The 20,100-nt window shown below is 34.8% G+C and carries 22 protein-coding genes and 1 tRNA gene; 6 read left to right on the top strand and 17 right to left on the bottom strand.

Annotated elements, in window-relative coordinates; genetic code table 11:
- Positions 1 to 14: 14 nt before the first annotated feature.
- The 3 genes from AOLE_RS05275 to AOLE_RS05265 form a co-directional block, all read right to left on the bottom strand.
- On the bottom strand, positions 15 to 1,475 hold the full coding sequence (locus tag AOLE_RS05275) for an alginate export family protein (RefSeq protein ID WP_013197173.1): 1,461 nt from the start codon (positions 1,473 to 1,475) through the stop codon (positions 15 to 17).
- 109 nt (positions 1,476 to 1,584) lie between these two features.
- Positions 1,585 to 2,499: a hypothetical protein gene (locus AOLE_RS05270; protein WP_013197172.1), complete on the bottom strand. Its 915-nt coding sequence runs from the start codon at positions 2,497 to 2,499 to the stop codon at positions 1,585 to 1,587.
- Positions 2,500 to 2,530: 31 nt separating this feature from the next.
- Positions 2,531 to 2,962, bottom strand: coding sequence for a DoxX family protein (locus AOLE_RS05265; RefSeq protein ID WP_013197171.1), 432 nt, complete (start codon positions 2,960 to 2,962; stop codon positions 2,531 to 2,533).
- A gap of 276 nt (positions 2,963 to 3,238) precedes the next feature.
- Between AOLE_RS05265 and AOLE_RS05260 the strand changes: the two genes are divergently transcribed.
- The 3 genes from AOLE_RS05260 (at position 3,239) to chrA (ending at position 6,504) form a co-directional block, all read left to right on the top strand.
- Positions 3,239 to 4,126 (top strand): LysR family transcriptional regulator, encoded by an 888-nt coding sequence (locus AOLE_RS05260; protein ID WP_023274160.1) that lies wholly within the window; start codon positions 3,239 to 3,241, stop codon positions 4,124 to 4,126.
- Positions 4,127 to 4,228: 102 nt separating this feature from the next.
- Complete coding sequence (locus AOLE_RS05255; protein WP_023274159.1) at positions 4,229 to 5,155, top strand: chromate resistance protein ChrB domain-containing protein; 927 nt, start codon at positions 4,229 to 4,231, stop codon at positions 5,153 to 5,155.
- On the top strand, positions 5,152 to 6,504 hold the full coding sequence (gene chrA / locus AOLE_RS05250; protein WP_013197168.1) for a chromate efflux transporter: 1,353 nt from the start codon (positions 5,152 to 5,154) through the stop codon (positions 6,502 to 6,504). Before AOLE_RS05255 ends, chrA begins: the two co-directional genes overlap by 4 nt.
- 105 nt (positions 6,505 to 6,609) lie before the next feature.
- Here the strand turns inward: chrA and AOLE_RS05245 are convergent, their stop codons facing one another.
- The 5 genes from AOLE_RS05245 to AOLE_RS05225 form a co-directional block, all read right to left on the bottom strand.
- Positions 6,610 to 7,155, bottom strand: coding sequence for a TetR/AcrR family transcriptional regulator (locus tag AOLE_RS05245; protein ID WP_013197167.1), 546 nt, complete (start codon positions 7,153 to 7,155; stop codon positions 6,610 to 6,612).
- A gap of 785 nt (positions 7,156 to 7,940) precedes the next feature.
- On the bottom strand, positions 7,941 to 8,147 hold the full coding sequence (locus AOLE_RS05240; RefSeq protein WP_013197165.1) for a hypothetical protein: 207 nt from the start codon (positions 8,145 to 8,147) through the stop codon (positions 7,941 to 7,943).
- 68 nt (positions 8,148 to 8,215) lie between these two features.
- A complete protein-coding gene (locus tag AOLE_RS05235) occupies positions 8,216 to 8,443 on the bottom strand; it encodes a hypothetical protein (RefSeq protein ID WP_003650533.1) in 228 nt (75 codons plus the stop codon).
- Positions 8,444 to 8,550: 107 nt separating this feature from the next.
- Positions 8,551 to 8,766, bottom strand: a complete 216-nt coding sequence (locus AOLE_RS05230) for a cold-shock protein (RefSeq protein WP_003650532.1) — start codon at positions 8,764 to 8,766, stop codon at positions 8,551 to 8,553.
- A gap of 396 nt (positions 8,767 to 9,162) precedes the next feature.
- Positions 9,163 to 10,866, bottom strand: a complete 1,704-nt coding sequence (locus AOLE_RS05225) for a hypothetical protein (RefSeq protein ID WP_013197164.1) — start codon at positions 10,864 to 10,866, stop codon at positions 9,163 to 9,165.
- A 179-nt stretch (positions 10,867 to 11,045) separates the two neighbouring features.
- Between AOLE_RS05225 and AOLE_RS05220 the strand changes: the two genes are divergently transcribed.
- Positions 11,046 to 11,930, top strand: coding sequence for a hypothetical protein (locus AOLE_RS05220; protein WP_013197163.1), 885 nt, complete (start codon positions 11,046 to 11,048; stop codon positions 11,928 to 11,930).
- Positions 11,931 to 12,306: 376 nt separating this feature from the next.
- Here AOLE_RS05220 and AOLE_RS05215 read toward each other — a convergent pair whose 3' ends face one another.
- Positions 12,307 to 13,302 carry a hypothetical protein gene (locus tag AOLE_RS05215; RefSeq protein ID WP_013197162.1) on the bottom strand — a complete coding sequence of 332 codons (996 nt, stop codon included), beginning with the start codon at positions 13,300 to 13,302 and terminating at the stop codon, positions 12,307 to 12,309.
- A gap of 154 nt (positions 13,303 to 13,456) precedes the next feature.
- On the opposite strand from AOLE_RS05215, the gene AOLE_RS05210 reads away from it, so the two are divergent.
- Together AOLE_RS05210 and AOLE_RS05205 are read left to right on the top strand one after the other, a co-directional pair.
- Complete coding sequence (locus AOLE_RS05210; RefSeq protein WP_013197161.1) at positions 13,457 to 13,753, top strand: hypothetical protein; 297 nt, start codon at positions 13,457 to 13,459, stop codon at positions 13,751 to 13,753.
- Between the two features lie 59 nt (positions 13,754 to 13,812).
- Positions 13,813 to 14,067, top strand: coding sequence for a hypothetical protein (locus AOLE_RS05205; protein WP_013197160.1), 255 nt, complete (start codon positions 13,813 to 13,815; stop codon positions 14,065 to 14,067).
- A gap of 34 nt (positions 14,068 to 14,101) precedes the next feature.
- On the opposite strand, the gene AOLE_RS05200 is transcribed toward AOLE_RS05205, so the two are convergent.
- The 8 genes from AOLE_RS05200 to AOLE_RS05170 form a co-directional block, all read right to left on the bottom strand.
- Positions 14,102 to 14,485 carry a hypothetical protein gene (locus AOLE_RS05200; protein ID WP_013197159.1) on the bottom strand — a complete coding sequence of 128 codons (384 nt, stop codon included), beginning with the start codon at positions 14,483 to 14,485 and terminating at the stop codon, positions 14,102 to 14,104.
- A 152-nt stretch (positions 14,486 to 14,637) separates the two neighbouring features.
- Entirely contained in the window at positions 14,638 to 15,360 is a 723-nt protein-coding gene (locus AOLE_RS05195; RefSeq protein ID WP_013197158.1) for an HNH endonuclease, read from the bottom strand.
- 3 nt (positions 15,361 to 15,363) lie between these two features.
- The gene (locus AOLE_RS20640) at positions 15,364 to 15,867 is read right to left on the bottom strand and encodes an AAA family ATPase (protein WP_264652248.1); all 504 of its coding nucleotides are present in this window, start codon (positions 15,865 to 15,867) and stop codon (positions 15,364 to 15,366) included.
- Between the two features lie 19 nt (positions 15,868 to 15,886).
- Positions 15,887 to 16,534, bottom strand: coding sequence for an ATP-binding protein (locus AOLE_RS20635; protein ID WP_013197156.1), 648 nt, complete (start codon positions 16,532 to 16,534; stop codon positions 15,887 to 15,889).
- Between the two features lie 107 nt (positions 16,535 to 16,641).
- Positions 16,642 to 17,232, bottom strand: a complete 591-nt coding sequence (locus AOLE_RS05185; protein WP_013197155.1) for a hypothetical protein — start codon at positions 17,230 to 17,232, stop codon at positions 16,642 to 16,644.
- A 190-nt stretch (positions 17,233 to 17,422) separates the two neighbouring features.
- Positions 17,423 to 17,499: transfer RNA gene (locus AOLE_RS05180), tRNA-Val, on the bottom strand.
- Between the two features lie 168 nt (positions 17,500 to 17,667).
- Complete coding sequence (locus AOLE_RS05175; protein WP_004790909.1) at positions 17,668 to 17,973, bottom strand: YbdD/YjiX family protein; 306 nt, start codon at positions 17,971 to 17,973, stop codon at positions 17,668 to 17,670.
- On the bottom strand, positions 17,973 to 20,069 hold the full coding sequence (locus tag AOLE_RS05170; RefSeq protein WP_013197154.1) for a carbon starvation CstA family protein: 2,097 nt from the start codon (positions 20,067 to 20,069) through the stop codon (positions 17,973 to 17,975). Before AOLE_RS05170 ends, AOLE_RS05175 begins: the two co-directional genes overlap by 1 nt.
- Between the last annotated feature and the right edge of the window lie 31 nt (positions 20,070 to 20,100).

The raw sequence follows: 20,100 nt of genomic DNA, 5'->3' as shown, positions 1-20,100 counted from the left end.
TTTCTCTTCTATTTTTACCATGCATATTTAAGCTCAAGGCCTAAATAGTTTGCGTCTTTACCACCTGCTTTCTTAATGGTATCTCCGACTTCAAAGTGCACTCCTTCGGCAGCAACAGACAAGTTAGCATTTATTTTTTGGTCTGCTCTCAGTTGAATATATGCTCCCGTCCAGCTAGAGCCTTGGCCTGCTGTGTTTGCCATGCTGTTATTACCTTGGAAATAAACTGCATCATTGGTGGTTTCACGCCATTGAAAACCTAATGCACTTAACAGAGTAAGTTTATCCGAAGGCTTAAGTGTCAGAGATGGTTTTATGTGAATAATATTGCTGTAGCCACTGTAACCCGCCAAAGTAAAATATGAGCCGTTTGCAAAGAGTTGGTTAAAAGTATTGAGCTCGTTATCGTTGGCGTTTTTATCGCCTGTGGCAATATCAAACTGAACGCCTAAACGTGGTGACCAAGCTTGGTCAGCAAAGGTATAGCCTGTAATGCTACTGAGCCCCCATGCTTGAATAGTTTGTCCACCAATCCTTCCATGTTGCAGCATGCCTTCAACATCCCAATCGATATTATTCTTTTTACCCATATGGCGAAGGTCATATAAGTCGCGAATTTCATTACCCTTAACGCTTGTAAAAGATGCATTATCCCGTTCATAACGTGAGTAATAACCAGATAACTCACCTCCCCACACATTTTGTTTATCTACGCGAAAGCCACTAAAACTTAAATTACGTTTCGAGTGATCGTTAAAAGTTGAATCTTTTTCAATTTGAACAGGTCTGGTGAGATAGCCTAAAACTCTCCAATCACCATATTCATAACCCGACCAAATTCCATCGAAGGCTTGCCGAACGTTTGGTCCCTCGCGATTTGAAATAAAGCGCTGTAAGTCAAAAGCCATCTCTTGACGGCCCACTCTAAATTTAAAAGTTCCATTGTTTAAAGGACTCACCCAAGCAATAAAAGCTTGCTCTACATCGAGTCTATTTTGATCGGTACTGCTAATATTCTTTTTATCAAACGCTCGTGCATCACTGAGCTGAGTAAATAATTGTAAATGATCGCCAAAACGGGCATCGGCATGAACCTGTAATCTTTGAATTAAATAGCGGTCGGCTTGATTATTTCCGCTGCCAAATCTCGCATTATTATTGACTTCAAAACGCTCGCGAATATTCGCACCCAATGACAAATAATTATTATCGCCAAAGGGTATATATTTGAAATCATCGCCTATTTTCTTTGGTACACACGAGTTTTTTAAAACATCCCAATTTTCTTGCCAACGATTGGTTGAGATTTTTGGGCGAGCTGGACATGCATTTGTGTTTGAAGCCTCATTTTCTGCATGAGCAAATTCATAAAAAAATAAACTCCCCGTAAGCAAGACGCTCATTTTTATAATTTTAAGGTAGATTTCTGAGCACTTAATTCGATATTTTCTATCATTAGAAATAGGCTGAGCCATATGGTTATCCACGGTAATAAACAGGTCATTGCAGAGACTTCGTCATTTACACTCACATCACCCTTAGGCCATATGAGTGTCAGTTTCTAACAATCATTAAGCGAATAAATTACTTTGTAGCAGCATGAATTTCGGCAATATAACCACCTGGGAACTGTACCATCGCGGCTTCACGACCATCTGATTTATAGGTATTCACCAGTACAGATACACCTGCTTTTGTGGCTTTATCTAAAGTCTCCGATAAATTTTTGACTTCATAACCCGTCATATCGTGCCCATATGGATATGGAAGATGGCCATCAGTAACCAACACTGTCATTTTGCCGAAATCAGATTCAACGCGAATACGTCTATACGTTTCATTTGGACGTCCAATCTCTACACCAGCCGCTTTAGGATTGTCTGAAACCACTTTGCCATGTGAGAAACTCACGAACTTTTTAACGAAAGAATCAGCGCTTTGTTTTGAAATATAAATACGATTTTCTGGAACGGTTTCTAGTTTGCTATAGCTCGGTTTAGTCGTGTGCCAATAAAGCTGCATATTTACGCCACCCGGCCATTGGATGACTGCATCACGCCCGATTGGGTCAGGAAATGCATCAACAATCACATCTGCCCCATTTGCTTTGGCAGACTGGACAGCTGCATCCATATCTTTGACTAAATAGCCCGTTCTTTCTAAACCAAACGGATATGGAATTGGCGTTTTAAAACCAAATACAGACAGTGTTCCTACTGGAGTCAATACAAGCTGGGAAATGGTCTGGCTTGGTGTTGGTGTCACCTGAAAAACGCCTTGTTTAGATTTGGTCCCGCCAAAAGTCGCGACTAAGCTGTCGGTAAATTTATCGAAGTCTTCTGGGTTAACATATACATGCGTTGTATCGTATTGAGGAGCTACACCGGGCGCCTCACTTTTTACACTCGTTGTTGTTTTGGCAAAAACTTGAGGAACAATGGCAACATTGGTGCCCACTAGCATTGTGCTTAAAAGCAAGGCTGATAATGATTTACGCATAAAAGACTCCGTAAGAATTAAGTGCTACAACTTATTGTGACTTTGTTTGTTGATTAGAAAGAATGGTGACCATCACTAGAGCAGCGATGAGACCGAGATGTTCAAAGAAACTATTAAACGTGCTAAAAAATGCTGGACCTGTATGATTCCAAAAATCGTTGGCAACCAGCATCGCTATTGCGGTTAGACAACCTAAAGCCCCGGCTCCTAACCAGACAAAACGATTAAAAATAACCAAGAGTGAACCCACAATTTCAATCGCAATCGCTGTAGCTGCCCAGAGCCAAGCAGGTTGTAAACCGAAACTTGCCTGCTCTTCAATCGCCGCATGAAATCCAATTAATTTATTCATTCCACCGACTAAATAGGCTGAAACTAATGCAAGTCGAAGAAGTGGGAGCAATCCATGAATTGATAAGATCTTTTTTATCCACACAGGATTATTATTAATTAAGTCACTCATCTATTTACCTCATTGGTATTTCGATTTTTTAACACCCCTATAAAGTTATAAAAATATTAATATTTATAAGAACCATCATTTTAATTTAGATATTTAAAATGATTATTTATATGATCCACCAAAAAATTAATAAGCAGACTATATAAAATCAAAAATAAGCGTAAACTACTAGATACCTATTTAAATACAAACTGTATCCTTAAAAGATACAATGATTGATAAGTAAAAATTCATAATATAGTTTAGCGAAACACCAACTTAGCCTTTCAAAATTTAATGGATAAACTAGACTGTATTTATACTTTCATTAGCGTTGTTGAAAGTGGAAACTTCAGTAATGCCTCCAGAAACTTAGGTATTACTCGAGATCAAGTTTCTAAAAGAATTTTTTATTTAGAAAGTCTATTTAGTACATCATTGTTTATTCGTAACACTAGAAAGATGGACCTGACTCGTTCAGGGGAAAAGTTTTATCAACGGTGTAAAGTTATTGTTAAAGAATTAGACTTAGCTGCTAATGACTTCATATATGATCAAAAATATCCTGAAGGTATATTAAAAATTAGTGCACCCCATGTTTTTATTCAAACATGCTTTTCAGATATTATTTCTAATTTTTTAATTCAATATCCTCATATAGAAATTGATTTACTATTTTCAGAAAATTCAGTAGATATCAATGAACATAAATTTGATATTGTTTTAAAAGTTGAAGAAGAAATTAAAGACGTAAATAGTTTTACTCTAAACCGCTATAAAAGAAACTTCTATGCAACTCCTGCATTTTTAAATAAATATGGAAAACCTAAAAGCATAGAAGAATTAAGAAAACATAATATATACTTATATTCAAGATCAGACTTACAAAATAAAATTATTAATTCAGCTCCTCAGTTAATCTGTAATAATATAGAAATCCTTTTAGAGCTATGTAAGAAAAACAAAGGTATTTTATTTATTCCCGATTTTTTAGCAAAAAAATATGAAGATGATGGCGTTATTATTAATTGCTCACAAGACATCTTTTCATTAGAACTTCATTTTTATGCGACTACACCTTATGGCTCAAAAATTCCAAAAAAGGTTGAACTTTTCTTAGAGTCGTTGAGGCAACATTTTTCAAACTTAGAGCATTTTCAGTCATACAAAGCTATCTCTCAGTAGATCGCTTTTTTTCTTATAAGTATATAAAAAAAGCTCTAATCACGATTAACACTAGTTAAATATTTTTGTTATATACTCAACAAAATATGTTGAGTATATAACATGAATATATCATTACTCATATCTTCACTCCCTACTCAGAACTCAACCGCTCGTATGAGAGTCTGGCGTTCACTCAAAGCAAGCGGAGCCGCAACTATTCGTGATGGGGTCTATCTATTACCCATAACGCATTCTGAAAAGTTTGAAGCTATCGCGCAGGATGTAATCTCCGAGCAAGGTTCAGCTTATATCTTTCAAGCAGAAGCGTCATTAAACCTTGAAATTGTTTCACTTTTTAATCGTAATGAAGAATATGAAGCTATACGTAAACAGCTTGTTGATTTAAATCAGAATCAAAATGAAAGTGAAAAAAAAGAATTACTTAAACAAGTTCGAAAATTAAGAAAGAGCTTTGATGCTCTTGTAGAAATTGATTATTACCCTAGCGAAGTCCAAGGGCAAACGCTCAATGAACTGGTTTCACTCGAACATTCTATTGCTCGACTGGGTGAAACCAATGAACCCGTTTTTACTCAAGCAAAGATAAAGAGACTTCTAAAGAAAGATTATCAAAATCGAGTCTGGGCTACCCGCAAGCATCCATGGATAGACAGATTAGCGTCAGCTTGGCTCATCAAAAATTTTATTGATGAATCCCCACAGCTTATATGGTTAGAGTCTCCTTCTGAGTGCCCCGCACATGCGCTTGGTTATGATTTTGATGGGGCTGCTTTCACGCATATTGATAACTTCGTTACGTTTGAAGTTCTCTTGCATAGTTTTGAACTTGAAACACCTGCATTAAAAAAGATTGCGGAAATTGTGCACTATCTTGATGTAGGCGGTTTTGAACCACCAGAAGCAATAGGCATAGAAAAAGTAATTCAAGGTTTACGTAGTCAGATCAGCAACGACGACCAATTATTCGAATTGGCCAATTATATCTTTGATGGCTTATATGCCGACTTAAAAAGAGAATGCTCATGATACAAGAAAAAGAAAATTCACTGCACTCGCCCGTTGAACCTGTCACCTTTTGGCGCGCATTTCTGTTTTGGCTCAAATTAGGATTTATCAGCTTTGGCGGGCCAGCAGGACAAATCGCAGTTATGCATCAAGAGCTTGTTGAACAAAAGCGCTGGATTTCAGAAAAACGTTTTTTACATGCGCTTAACTATTGCATGCTGTTGCCCGGCCCAGAAGCGCAGCAGTTAGCGACCTATATTGGCTGGCTTATGCACCGTACCGCTGGAGGTATAGTTGCGGGTGTTTTATTTGTACTCCCCTCGCTGTTTATTTTGATCGGACTATCATGGATCTACATTAAATTCGGTGATGTTCCAGTCATTGCTGGCCTGTTTTATGGAATTAAACCCGCTGTAGTCGCTATTGTTTTTCATGCGACTTACCGAATTGGTAGTAAATCACTCAAAAATAAATTTTTGTGGTTAATTGCTGCTCTCGCTTTCCTTGCCATCTTTGTTTTAAATCTACCATTTCCACTTATCGTTTTGGCAGCAGGACTTACGGGTTATTTTACAAGTAAGAAGTATCCTGAGCTATTTTCTAGCAATGCTGGACATAAAAATAGCCAAAAAGATTATGGTATTGCTTTAATTGATGACGACACACCAACACCAGATCATGCAAAGTTCAGATGGTCACACCTGACTAAAATTCTGATTATTGCAGCGCTGCTGTGGTTTATTCCCGTGCTTGGGCTCGGCCTTTATTTCGGTTGGGATCATGCATATACCCAAATGGCATGGTTCTTTACGAAAGCAGCTTTACTTACTTTTGGCGGTGCATATGCAGTACTGCCCTATGTCTATCAAGGTGCTGTAAACTATTATGGATGGTTAAGTCCAACCCAAATGATTGATGGTTTAGCACTGGGTGAAAGTACCCCAGGCCCTCTAATTATGGTGGTTGCTTTTGTCGGTTTTCTTGGTGGCTTTAACCATGCCTTATTAGGTTCAGAACACTTATTTTTAGCAGGCGCAATCGGCGCGACTATTGTTACTTGGTTTACCTTTCTATTCTCATTTGTTTTTATTTTGGCAGGTGCGCCTGTTATCGAATCAACGCACAACGAGCTTAAATTTACAGCTCCATTAACTGCAATTACTGCTGCCGTAGTTGGCGTGATTTTAAATTTGGCACTGTTCTTTAGTTACCATGTTTTATGGCCGCATGGATTTGGTCAAGCTTTCAATTATGAAGCTGCTTTAATTGCAATTGCTGCATTCATTGCTCTATTCCACTTTGAAGTAAAAGTGATGTATGTCATTTTAGCTGCAGCTATTTTCGGTCTATTTTTATACATTGGAATATAAAAACTTTGTGATATAAAAAGAGTAATCATTAGGCTTACTCTTTTTTATGTTGTTGCTTCAGAACATGGTGAAAGTATTGGAATGCCTTGTTTAATCTGAGCAGTTTCATATTAAAAACCAATCCAACACCATATCTCTTTCATCCAAACTGTTTGAACTTAAAGTCTGTAACATCAAACCATCTATCAGGTTTAGAACCATATTTGCATCGGGTTTGAGTGCTCTGCTTTCCAGACTAAAGACCAGATCAAAAAGTTCTCTAAGCAGCCATTTTCGATATTCAACTGCCATGCCGTAAGCTCTTGGATAAATCTGTTTTATTTCAAAAATGGCTTTAAATAAAAGATGGTAAAAGCTATTCACATCGACATGTAAGCAGACAATTTCTTTGATTTTATCGACAGTCTTTGGGTAACGGTGTGAATAGACAATTGCCAGCACTTCTTCTTTCAGTCGGCTTTTTTGAAGGGTTAAGCATGTTTCAACAAGGCGTTCTTTTGAGTGAAAGTAGTTATAAAAGGTGGCTTTGGGAATTTTGGATTTTTTGACAATTAGGTCTACGCCTGTATTGTGAAATCCATAGATATTAAATAGATCTACTGCTGTATGTAGCACTTTTAATTTTTTTGAAGATGTTTCTAAATTTGGCATATTTTTACCATTATAAATTCTTGTTGTTTCTAAATGAGATACTTTTTTGGGAGAAAAAAGGCATAGCAAAGCCATAAGACTGTGCTTGGCACATCTCAAGATTTATTGTTGAACTAAGTTTTTGAGCCGTAATGACTTAAAGCCTGAAGACCCTAAAGGTAATCAAGCTGATAAATATGATTTAAGTTGTGTCGTTATAGCTTTTGGCAAAGGCTGCCAAGAAATTAAGAATGTGCAAAGCCAACTCCTTTTTATTGGGAGTTCTGCCAGACATTTATAGAATTATGGTGGCAGAACGGAAGAAGGTTGACAGACTAGTATTATCTCAAACTAGCACACCCGAAGGTGTCCCTCTCCCGTCCTACCGCTACGGGAAAGAGACGAGTGGTACACCACACAAGGCTGTTCCTCAGAAGGAAAAGCTCTGATGCGGGAGATAATATTCAGCCTGTCAAAGCCGGCTGGCAATGTGGCCAGCAGGCAAAGGATAGTGCTCTACCCTTTGGCAGTCAAGCATACAAAATGACATTTGTTTTAAATTAGATCATTAAAAAGTAAGGATAAATAATGAGATAGTTATTGTTAAATGGGGGTTTATAAAGGTGGGAATTTTGAGATATAGCGGTTTAGGAAACTAGAAATTCGCTAGTGCGGCTTCCGCCACCTGCGCTTTATTATTAAAGTTATTGTTTAATTGAGTATTTGCAATATGCCCTAAAGCTATGAGGTTTTTCTATTTTTAAAAGAACGCTATCCTGCAACGTTAAATGTACTGCGTTGATAGATTAATTTATTTTATCAATTTTAAAAATTTTACCACTTAGAGTACTTTGAAAAAACATTTCAAAACCCGGTCGTATATCTTCACCTTCAACTGTAATGTATTTTAAATTAGAAAAACATTGAGTATTAGCGAAGTAACTATCTACTGTTGCCTGAATGACGTATTTAATTCCAAACTGGTCTTTGACACTGATATTTTGTTTAAGCATGACGATATCCTAATAAAATTATGGCAGAAATAATGGACCCACCTAAATATCCAATAGCAAACTGAGTTTTAACTAACTCTATAATCTAATTTAAATAGTTGATTTATAGACGCATAAAAGGTACGCCCATCTAAATTTAAATCAACTTCAATTCCAGAGGAAAGAAGAACTCTTTTACCAACTTCAACAGTTTTAAAACCTTCACGTGTATTTTGTATTCTATTTAGAGGAATTAAAGACACTAAAATTTCTGTACCATTTTTAGATTTTGCAATTAAATCATTTATTTTTAACAATTTATATCCTAAATTAAAATTTACTTATAATCTTAAAATAACTTTAAAATTAATTTAAAGTGAAAAGCACTCATTAATGCTTTTCACTTATGACTGCTTATAATTATTTATAGAGCAACAATATTGACAGCATTTGGGCCTTTTTGGCCTTGTGCAACACTGAATTCAACACGTTGACCTTCAGCAAGAGTTCTGAAACCTGAGTTAGCGATTTCGCTAAAATGAGCAAAAACGTCTGGTCCTGATTCTGGTTGGATAAAACCGAAACCTTTAGCTTCGTTAAACCACTTAACAGTACCTTTCATGATATTTGAATTAGACATAATACATCCTAGTTTTTTTAAAAATTTAAACCATTTTATTGGTTATGAGTAACATCGAAATAATAAAGAATGGAGCTGAAAATCTGAAAAAAACGAAGGATTATGACTAATACTGCGGTACTTAGAGAAGATTTACCAAACATGACTTTTTCTAGTTATGTTCATTGTATACGAAAAATAAAATTAATCAAGTTTTCTAATATATATATTTATTTTATTTATAAAATAAGGTGAAGTTCTGGATTCTAAGTGTTGATAAGGGGGTTGTGCTCATTGCAGGTAGGCAAAGGACGGTGCTCTACCCTTTTGCAGTCAAGCAAATGACATTTGTTTTGAATTAGATCATTAAAAATGCGTAAGACTAATTTTTAAATTGGCTAAATTTCATATAGTTGGTTAATCAAATTTTTTAAAATTTTCATGAGGAGGATCTACATCAAAATGATAATAAGTTATCTCTCGTTTTAACGGATTCCCAGTAAATGCACGAGTTATTCTGCGCTTTTCATGATCATAGGTCATATTTTCTATTAAACATTGCTCAGCAACTTTTGGATTAAAATTGTATAGAGCAGCAAAATTCTTTTTAGTCCAGTTTAATACTACTGTATGTAGAGCTACAATATCTCTATAATCTTCTGAATTTTTATTAATTTTAAAACCAAAAAGATATAAACAAAATCCTAATAATGCTGCCCCTTGAAAATTGGGAAATTCATTCATTCTTAGAATTTCATTATATATAAGTCTACGCAATTTAAATTTAAAAGCTTTACCAACATAACTATTAAATCTATAAAAATTAAAAAATGTACTCCAAATAGTATTATGATAAATAGTCCAATACTCAGAAGAGTTTTTTATAAAAGAGGCGTTAGATATTATTTCAAACAACATATTTGCTAAATGATCATAAATAGTTCTATCAATATAAAAATTTTCTTTATCTATACTACGTAATTTTATTTTTTCATTTGCTCTCTTTTGCTCAAGAAGCTTTAAAAAATTTTCTATAAAATTAATTGCTACTCTTAAACGCTGATAAGTATCATTTTCCCAAAGATTGATAACACCATTTAACTTACTTAAATCAATAACTGATTTCTCCAAATTATCAATTGCATGATATATAGTATAATTATGATTAATAAATCTTTTATTTAATAAACTTTCTATGGTTATTAATACAACTCTACTATATGCTTCCCATTGATCTGCATCCCACTTTAAGAAAGGAGCATCGAACATAGTTCCTATACTTTCCACCATATCAAAATTTGAAAATACAGCTTGGGTAATAGGTTTTGAATCACCTATCAATCCAGAGTCATACCACTTATCCTCATGATATATAAAAGATTCCTTGTTACTTATTGCTTCATTCACAATATTTCTAGCAAAAACTGATATATTCACACTATATTTATTTTGATCTGAAATTTCTTCAAAAAAAGCTAAAGCTGTGATCGGCGATGAATCAATAATCACCTTACAAAATCTTTTATCAGCAATTAAATCTAATAAGTTATGCGCATGTATCTCTATTTCAGTTATATTAATTTTTTTTTGTTTTCCCTCATTATCACTTTCTTGAAAACGATGTATTAATGGAGCATATTTTATAATATTTGAAGCTGAACTAGTAAGTTCATCTGCAATGACAGCTAAATTAGTTGGAACACCTCCAATTATATATCTATAAATAATGGATAAATAACGTTTTGAATTCAACTTACCAAATACTGGAGGTCTAATAAAAGCGAACCAAATCCAAATTAAAAAAGTAATAAAAAAGGTAATAGCTAAAAAAGCCTGCCAGAGTGCTGAGGTTATAAATGTTTGGCTGAGTACAAGCCATGCAGATGCACGCCACAGATCTGTAAGAATAGTAGATAAACCAACAAAAATAACGACAGAAAAAGTAATTATCTTTAATGGTAGCGGTGCTACTTCTACTCTAAAGCGATATCGAACATCAGCAATTGTCCAAGCTAAAATCATTAAAGCCAACCCTGCTAAAAATTCGGAGAAGCCAAAAATTTTAGGATCATCCACGCTTAAAGGTGAGAAACAAATCCCATGTAAGCATTTTTCAATCACTCTCTTATCCCCAGCCTTTAAATTATTTCGAAACTCTCTAGCAATAAAGAATTTCGACTTATCTCTTTATCATATGCGATTTATTTAAAATCAGTTGAATAATTCTTTATTAATAATTAGTTTTTATTTAAATTATACCTTGCTACTTTATTTTCCCAAAAATACCCAATGAGATAAAAATGAATGATATCAATGATTTGGTAATAATAAAAGAAAATACCATTAAGAATATAAAATCTCTTGATCAAGAAGATTTAAGAAAAATAGATAAAGCTGAAGAGGAATTATTTAATTTTGATCAAGACTTCAGTCTACTTCAATGCGTAATGGATAATTATGAGTCTTTTGAATTGGACTTACAAAACTACCTTGAAAGTGGATACTCAACAGGAAATATTTTAGATTCTAAAAATTATCTGACACTTATCAGAATTATAAACAAGTGGCTATTAAATATACTTTCATCATTTAAAGCAATGATTGAACATCTAGAAACTCGAATCAAAAGAAATTTCGGAAAAGATTCTATTGAATGCAAAAAATTAAAGGAAATTTTAAGTAGAGAGTATGATGGGCAGTTTGCTTACGCCTTTTCTTATAAGTTAAGAAACTATATTCAACACTGTGGTATGCCTAAATTAAGTTTTAATATAGTTCAGGATATAAATGATCCTAGTCAAATGAAATTATCAGTACAAATAGATTTAGATAGAGATGATCTTTTACACAGTTATGATGGTTGGACGAATGTAAAGCCAAGATTAATGGAACTAGATCGCAAAATTTGTCTTTTAACTATCTTAGACGATCTAATGGACTCTTTGGTTAAGATATTAATTGATATAAAAGATTTAATAGGATATGAAAAAGCTAAAGCGGCTAAATCTTTTATGCTAGAACTGGTTAATGAAGATAATGACTATGCAAGTCAAGATTATGGAATATGTAAAAAAATGGAGCGTTCCGGAGAAAAATTAAATATAAAAATACGGATACTTAAAACAACCTTGTTAAATAGTGTAAATACTTTTGAAAAATTAATAGAAGATTATTCTACGGACTAAATAATAACCTCTCCATATACATTTATATAGGTATCTTCTGTGCATCTTTTAATTCCATTGCAATAAGAATTCTTCATCTTGTTTTAGCTTCCCCTGATTAGTACGGTAAATTTTTTTATAAACAATAAAAAAGCCCTAAACCATTATAGTTTAGGGCTTTTTAAGTCATGTAAAGCTATTCGAGTTTATATGACTTTAATGTCTTGGTAGGTATATCCAATACCAAATTAAAACTTAAGATATTGATTTAAATTACAAATAAATTAAAATAAAAATCTGGTGTACAATTAGGTGTACAAATAATTAATTACTACAGCAATCTACATACAGGTATAATTAGAGTTGCTACCCCACTTCCAGCCACACAACATTGTCCTCAAATTGTTAGCGGTTGTACATCCCAAGGGACCATATACCCATTTTGATGAGGATCAAAAATAAAAAGGTCTTCTCTTGTATTCGCAGGGAAACTAAATTTAGGGATATAGTATGTTGATGAATCACTATTCAACAATTCTATTTCGAAGTGCTGATTTATTAGTGAAGACAACGTGGTGTTGTTGCTTAATAAGTAAAATGGACCATATTTAGCACAATACATAACGATATTAGCAGTAATCGCATCCATCACATTCTCTAACGTAGCACATGAAAAAAAATTTTTGCGATCATGCTTAGTTTTATTATAAGCATCATACCAACTTAAAGATTGCGTCGGATGTGAGGCATTCCAATTAATAAAAGGCTTAAATTTTCGTACATTATAGTTTTTGAAACTAATTTGAAATTCGCCTAGGCATAATTTAGGTAACAACTTTACATAATCTTGAGTTGTAAACGTTCGACCATTAGCAGCGGGTGTGCCAGTTTTATTAAATAATGATACCCACATATTCTCTACTTCGGTGCAAGCTAAAATCAATAACTCACGGGATTTATGACCAAAGGACTGAGCACCATTCTGATCGGGTTCAACATATAAAAAAATATCATCTAATTTATCAAGTAGAATTAGTAATGCTTGTTCTGCTGAACGCTGTTCGTACATATCAATATTAAGCGCATTTTGAATATCTTCAGAATATAACAAGGATGGTCTCCAAACCCCCTCAATACTTTGCCCAATTGGTAAATTAAGAGGCTGTATATTTTGGGCTCCAAAAGTTCTAATAGCCCAGTCTTCTAAAGTCCCTTGTTTTTTCTCGATTGCAGTTAAACCTACCGATATAGTGTTTAACCCTTTATTTCCCCCATATAAGTGCACAAAATGAGTGTCAGTTTCGTACGCATACCCTAATGGGTGGGTTTCATGAATAGGTTGTACACAGCGAGGTATTGTAGTTTTCGTATTTTCATAAAAAATTCCGTTCATGATGATCCCGTAATAAATATATAATTATCAAGTAATGTTTTTTAACTAAGCATGTATCAAAAGATTAGTTTAAAATTTTCACTCCTTATTTGGCAATGAAATTCTAATTAGATTCCTATCTATTATTAAATAAAAAGCAATTAGGCAGCTAAAAATGAAAAAGAAATACATCATTACTCTTGAAGGCGATACCCCTCCAAAACTCTTCTTAGGTGAAGAAATAGCAGGTTGCAAGATCATTGAATTAAGATTAGAAGAACTGCCAAGAAGAGTTGATGCTGCATGGTTGTTAGAACGGTATTCGCTTTCAAGAAAATCACTTATAGAACACCTCCGCGTATTTAATAAAGGTAATGAAGGTAAACATCTTTATGATCCAAACGAAGTTATCCCCATCTTAGATAACTTACATTTGTTAAATATAAAAAGAGGTGCTCGGCGGAAAAACTAGAATGAATGTAGGTACTTTCATCTATAGTCCTACAAACTAAATATTAGGAAATCATCCTGATGACTACCGAAATAAAATTTGTTTTGATAACAGCTGATGAACTAACCAAATTATTGGAAGAAGCATGTGAACGTGCTGTTACTAGGATATTGGCTAATCAAGAGGATGAGTTACTCAATATAAGACAAATATGTGAGCGCATACCTGGAATGACTTACTACCTTTTTAAAAACCTCTGCAAAGAACAAAAGATAAAAAGCATAAGCGGCCGTTACTCACTAAAAAGGGTAAAAACCGCATTAGAATCTACCTAATTCATAAATCTCAAAGTACTCATAATTTAAATCTTTATGAATACTTAGGTAGATCTTTTTCAATGCTCTGAAGTTTCTTTTCCGTTCTTTTAATTTTTTCTTGGACTCGAATATTTAAAACTATCTTCATGGAGCTCATTTTCATTTCTTCTTTTATGGATTCCAACTCTGTATCAACTAAGTGCATGAAGGGCTCATTCCTATAACGTTTTGAGTAGAAGTCGAATATCTCCTGCTTAAGTAAATTAAAGGTAATGTCACAATCAAACATGACAACCTGCGTGATTGCCTCCACAGACTCTCCTGACAATGAATAATAATTTGCCTTCATAGAAACTAGATCTTGCAACTTCTTTTTTGACTCAGCCAATGTATCTACCAAATCTTTGAATTCATCAATTAATTTTTCAATATCCACAATACTTATCCTAAAGATTTTATTACGACCCCCATTGTAATTAAGAAAAGGTATATAAATCTTTATATCGTGTTAGTAGTGTCAACAGCTAATCTATAAGATGCTTCTCTCTCTATGTGTCCAGCAATATCCGGTCTTAATACTTCAGGGTTTTACCTGCGGTCTAATGTCAATTGCTTTGACCTAAAATCTAACTCCTCCATTTCATCATCCCAAAGGTTAATTTCCTCACTTTTTAATAGTTCCTTCAAAATTTGATACTCTTTCTTTCCATGTAAACAAGTAGATAAAAATGCTGCGTAAGGACTATCAGCCTGACAACTGTTCAAAAGTTTAGACAAACTTTTCCTTGCTTCATCCAAATTTATAATATTTCTAAAAATACTGTCTAACTGGCTAGCGATTTCATTACTAGCAAGAAACCGTGGAAGAACAAGCCTTTTATCATCATTAAGGTCAAGCTTAGAAATCGTTATTTCCCCTTTCAAGTCTTTTGCATAAAGTCTAAATTCTTCTAAAAAGAAATGATTTTTAGGGTAATCAACATATGGATTAACAATAGGTTCGATAACTACATCTAACGTCCATTTCTTTCTATTACATCTCTGACAAGATGGCAAAAGATTTTCCCAATCAACTACGTAGTCCGGATAAGTGTCCTTGTCTTTAAAATGCTCTATTTGCATATATGAGTCTTCTATTTGCAAGGGGCATTCACAATAAGCACATTTAAATGAACTACTATCCAGTAATGCTTCTCCTATTTCTGCATGCTTCCAAACACTAGCCTTAGTTGCCTTAAATTTATTAGTAAGCTCTTCAACTTTTTCAGCTGTCAAATATGCAGGCTTTTTGCTCCTTTCCAGTTTAATCACAGATTATTCTCCAAGACTATCTAACTGTAGCTTGAATACCGGACGTAAAGGATAATTAGGATGAAGCATTTTATCTAACTGACAATATGCTTCATATGCTTTATCTCTATTTCTTTCTTGAAGCGCCTCATCAAATCTCCCTTTTACCGATTTATAAAGCTTGGTTCTTAAATCTGCCATCCCCATAACATCTTCAAGGATTTCTTCTATTGTCCATCCTTGGTAACCGTATTCTGGATTTGGTATATCCCGAAGAACTATTTCGTTATTTAGTCTTTCTAATGCGATCACTTCTCCAGCAAAGGCTGACTGAATAACATGAGGGCTGTGTGTAGCGATGAAGAACTGTGCATAAGGGAAAAGTTCTTTAAGAATATTGATAATTCGACCTTGCCATTCAGGGTGTAAATGTAATTCGATTTCATCAATTAGTATAATCCCCTCAAAGTCCTTGGCCGCTATTCTATTTTTATCAAAACGAAAGTCTATTTCTTTTATTAATCCCAAAAGTATGAATAGTGTTGACTTAAAGCCAGACGAAAGGAATTCTAAAAAAAATCTCTCCAGTAGGAGTATCAACAAATATTTCATTACTGGTATTAAGACGTTTAAATTTAAACTCTGGATTCAAAAGGTTAAAACATGCTTTAGCTGATTCAAGATTTTTTAATTGTGTTTCTGTTAAATGATCGTAATGCTTACTATGTAACACTCTATTTAACAACCAATCTTTGATATCCTCATTTTTTACACCAGAAGAATTATTTCTCATCCTATGCGTTGAGTCTGGGTCAGCAATAATAGCTTTGACTTTTTTGTAATCAATTCCCCTATTAGTTTTTATATACAACATCAAATGTTTGTTTTCTTCATAGTTTTTATTGTTAAGAAGAAAATAGTCAGACTCATTCGGTTCAAAGTCTGTAATATCCACATGAATATCTGAAGAACCTTTTTTATCATGTTTTATTGTAATTATTGCTTTATCACTTCCTGCCCTTTTTCTAACATGATTTTTATCAAACTGGCTGAAAGAAGCAGCAATAGCATCTAAAATATTAGTTTTACCAACCCCATTCTCTCCACAAATTATATTCATTTTTGAATTTAAATTTTCGAGTTTTAAATAAGGGATTCCGCCTACATCTTTTAACTCAATAGAATGGATTTTCATCTTATAACTACCTTAATTTTCTATCTTAAATAAGATATAGTTGATAGAATACCTTACCTAAAAGCTACTTCATTCATAAACTTATAACTATTTTAAAAAATTGTTTTTTATTTTAATTCAATCATGCCACGCATTTCATAATTTTGAAATGCAAAGTCAAATGTACTAGATACTGTCTCATTTCTTTCTGATACAAATTTAAAAAGACTTCTTAATATCTCAATAACATTTTCAATATTGAAACCATTCTCATGGAATTCAGCTTTTATAAGCTCTTTGAAATTTTCTGTATCAATATCTTTAACAAAAATCAAAACACTTGAATCATCTAGGGCTCTAGGCTCTTCAGTATTTGCATTAATATAGACCGCTCTATCGCCAGCATCGGTCAAATAAATTGCAGTGAGGTGAGTAGTGTCCAACCAATAATTATCTATAATATTCCGAGCTTTATAGTGCTCAAGATATTCAATGATTTGATATATACTAGTAATGGGATTTTTAGCAGCAAAAGCTTTCACATTTTCTAGTATATCGGCACTACCACTACCAGAAATATATCCACCATTCCATTCAATAATTTTTTTTATATTATTAGAAACCACATGGGATACTTTACCATTTTGCATATAGACAGCTCTATTATCTGCAGCTATAGCTAATGATCCAGCATTTCTTATTAATACACACATTGTCATTTTTATTTTACCTGATCGAAGATAACTTAATTTAGGCTATCAGAACATTGAAAAAAATTGCACGTTAAATAGAAGCTTTATTATAAAACTGAAATTAAATTATAAAAGCAATAAAAAAGCCCCAAACCATTACAGTTTAGGGCTTTTTAAGTCATGTAAAGCTATTCGAGTTTATATGACTTTAATGTCTTGGTAGGTATATCCAGACTCGAACTGGAGACCTCTACGATGTCAACGTAGCGCTCTAACCAACTGAGCTATACACCTAGGATGGAAAGCATAATATTCATTTTTCAAAAGCAAAACAAGTGATTTTCAATTGAAAAAAATACAAATGAGCAGACTTTAAGCAAACTCTTTTTCATTTTCCAAAAAAGAAAAACGGTACATGGTTTAACCACATACCGTTTTGTTTAGCTGAATATCAATCTCAACTTAACAAGGGCATTTCTTTAAAGTACCGCCAGCCGATGGATAACGCGCATCGACACAATGACGGTAGAAAGTCTTTGCATCCATTGGTGTTAAATCAGGATGATGAGCTTTCATGTGCTCCACATAAGTCTGATAGTCTGGAACCCCAACCATCAGTCGAAAGCTTTGTTGCAAACGTTGCCACAAGGTTGCAATACGCGACCAGTTCTTTGGAGAAAGCAACAGCTCTTTTTGTGAGAGCACTGTCATTTTGATGATTTTCGCAATAATGACAGTTCCATTTTTTGCAAATTTAAAATTCATCATTACTCTCCTCGTGGGGTGACCACTTCTGGATCAGCATATACAGCAGGCGCTTCATTTACTGTTGGTTTAGGGCTTGCTAAAGCACGGCGCACAATACCAATCGAAGCAATAATCATGACAATCGAAACAATCATAAAGAAGCCACAAAGCGCAGCATTAATCTGATTCGACATCACAATATTTTGCATCTCAGCAATACTTTTAGCTGGTTTTAATATTTCACCACGAGCAATCGCATCAGAGAACTTATGCGCTTGCGCCAAGAAACCAATCTTAGGATTTTCGTGGAAAATCTTTTGCCAGCCCGCAGTCATACAGGTGATGAATAAGAAAATTGTTGGGATGATCGTTACCCAAACATATTTTTCTTTTTTCATTTTAAACAGAATGACTGTACCCAAAATGAGGGCCATCGAAGCCAACATTTGGTTACCAACACCAAATAAAGGCCATAAGGAGTTAACACCACCGAGTGGATCAATCACACCTTGATAGACGAAGAAGCCCCATCCACCGACTGCAACAGCCGTACCGACCAAGTTACCAAAGAATGAACCTGATGCTTTAACCGCTGGAATAACAATACCAACCGTGTCTTGCACCATAAAACGGCAAGCACGTGTACCTGCATCTACAGCAGTTAAAATGAATAACGCTTCAAATAAAATCGCAAAGTGGTACCAGAACGCCATCATTGAACGGCTATTGAAAATTTCCGAAATGATATGTGCCATACCAATCGCAAAGGTAGGCGCACCACCCGTACGCGATAAAATCGAAGATTCTCCGACTTCCTGTGCCAACACAGTTAACATTTCAGGCGTAACGACAAAGCCTAAATTACGCACAGCTTCTGCCGCAGTTTCTACAGTTGTACCCAGTACAGCCGCAGGCGCATTAATTGCAAAGTACACGCCTGGGTCTAAGACAGTTGCACAGATCATCGCCATAATACCGACGAATGATTCCATGAGCATACCGCCATAACCAATCACACGAATATCTGCTTCGTTATCGACAAGTTTTGGTGTTGTACCACTTGATACAAGCGCATGGAAACCAGAAATCGCACCACAGGCAATGGTAATAAATAGGAATGGGAATAAGCTACCCGAGAAAACAGGGCCAGTACCGTCAATAAAATGAGTCACTGCTGGCATTTTCAGTTCAGGTAATGCAATGATAATACCGACTGCTAAACCGAGAATGACACCAATTTTAAGGAATGTTGATAGATAATCACGCGGTGCTAACAATAACCAGACTGGTAAGACTGATGCGACAAAACCATAAATGATTAAGCACCATGTCAGCTGTGTTCCTGTTAAGGTGAAAAATTCACCCCAGTAAGGATCTGCTGCAACATGTCCACCGTAAACAATTGCAAGCATCATTAAGACGAAGCCAATAATCGAAACTTCAGCAATACGTCCCGGGCGAATAAAACGCATGTAAACGCCCATAAATAATGCAATTGGAATCGTCGCTGCAATCGTAAAAACACCCCATGGACTATGGGCAAGTGCTTTAACCACAACTAAAGCCAATACTGCAAGGATAATAATCATTACCCCAAGCGCACCAAGCATTACAACGATACCAGCAAAAGAACCCAGTTCCTGTTTTGCCATTTCACCAAGCGAACGACCGTCTCGACGCGTTGAAATAAATAAAACTAAAAAGTCTTGGACTGCACCTGCGACAACCACACCGACCAGTAGCCAGATTGTCCCTGGTAAAAAACCCATTTGTGCAGCCAAAATTGGCCCGACTAATGGCCCCGCTCCTGCAATCGCAGCGAAGTGGTGACCAAAAAGTACATATTTATTGGTGGGAACATAATCCAGACCATCGGCTAAACGGTGGGCAGGGGTTAAACGTCTTGGGTTTAATTCAAATACTTTAGTTGCAATAAATAGACTATAAAATCGATATGCGATGCTATATACACATGCTGCAGCCAGTACAAGCCAAACCGCATTAACATGTTCACCACGACTGAGTGCCAGCATCCCAAAAGAAATTGCACCTATTATTGCCACTAGGCTCCAGACCAGCTTGGAGGGAAGCGTAGATTTCGCTTGCATTGTGTCCATTCTTAACCTCTCAATAAATAACTACAGCATT

This window comes from Acinetobacter oleivorans DR1, from assembly GCF_000196795.1.
Taxonomy (GTDB): domain Bacteria; phylum Pseudomonadota; class Gammaproteobacteria; order Pseudomonadales; family Moraxellaceae; genus Acinetobacter; species Acinetobacter oleivorans.
This window is presented reverse-complemented; position numbering and strand designations above follow the sequence as displayed.

Bases quoted from the DNA above. Each gene is read 5' to 3' on its own strand.
- AOLE_RS05185 (WP_013197155.1), bottom strand. From the start codon at position 17,232: ATGACAATGTGTGTATTAATAAGAAATGCTGGATCATTAGCTATAGCT.
- AOLE_RS05275 (WP_013197173.1), bottom strand. From the start codon at position 1,475: ATGGCTCAGCCTATTTCTAATGATAGAAAATATCGAATTAAGTGCTCA.
- AOLE_RS05230 (WP_003650532.1), bottom strand. From the start codon at position 8,766: ATGTCTAATTCAAATATCATGAAAGGTACTGTTAAGTGGTTTAACGAA.
- AOLE_RS05170 (WP_013197154.1), bottom strand. From the start codon at position 20,069: ATGGACACAATGCAAGCGAAATCTACGCTTCCCTCCAAGCTGGTCTGG.
- AOLE_RS05205 (WP_013197160.1), top strand. From the start codon at position 13,813: ATGACTACCGAAATAAAATTTGTTTTGATAACAGCTGATGAACTAACC.
- AOLE_RS05220 (WP_013197163.1), top strand. From the start codon at position 11,046: ATGAATGATATCAATGATTTGGTAATAATAAAAGAAAATACCATTAAG.
- AOLE_RS05245 (WP_013197167.1), bottom strand. From the start codon at position 7,155: ATGCCAAATTTAGAAACATCTTCAAAAAAATTAAAAGTGCTACATACA.
- AOLE_RS05175 (WP_004790909.1), bottom strand. From the start codon at position 17,973: ATGATGAATTTTAAATTTGCAAAAAATGGAACTGTCATTATTGCGAAA.
- AOLE_RS20635 (WP_013197156.1), bottom strand. From the start codon at position 16,534: ATGAAAATCCATTCTATTGAGTTAAAAGATGTAGGCGGAATCCCTTAT.
- AOLE_RS05215 (WP_013197162.1), bottom strand. From the start codon at position 13,302: ATGAACGGAATTTTTTATGAAAATACGAAAACTACAATACCTCGCTGT.
- chrA (WP_013197168.1), top strand. From the start codon at position 5,152: ATGATACAAGAAAAAGAAAATTCACTGCACTCGCCCGTTGAACCTGTC.
- AOLE_RS05270 (WP_013197172.1), bottom strand. From the start codon at position 2,499: ATGCGTAAATCATTATCAGCCTTGCTTTTAAGCACAATGCTAGTGGGC.
- AOLE_RS05240 (WP_013197165.1), bottom strand. From the start codon at position 8,147: ATGCTTAAACAAAATATCAGTGTCAAAGACCAGTTTGGAATTAAATAC.
- AOLE_RS05210 (WP_013197161.1), top strand. From the start codon at position 13,457: ATGAAAAAGAAATACATCATTACTCTTGAAGGCGATACCCCTCCAAAA.
- AOLE_RS05265 (WP_013197171.1), bottom strand. From the start codon at position 2,962: ATGAGTGACTTAATTAATAATAATCCTGTGTGGATAAAAAAGATCTTA.
- AOLE_RS05255 (WP_023274159.1), top strand. From the start codon at position 4,229: ATGAATATATCATTACTCATATCTTCACTCCCTACTCAGAACTCAACC.
- AOLE_RS05260 (WP_023274160.1), top strand. From the start codon at position 3,239: ATGGATAAACTAGACTGTATTTATACTTTCATTAGCGTTGTTGAAAGT.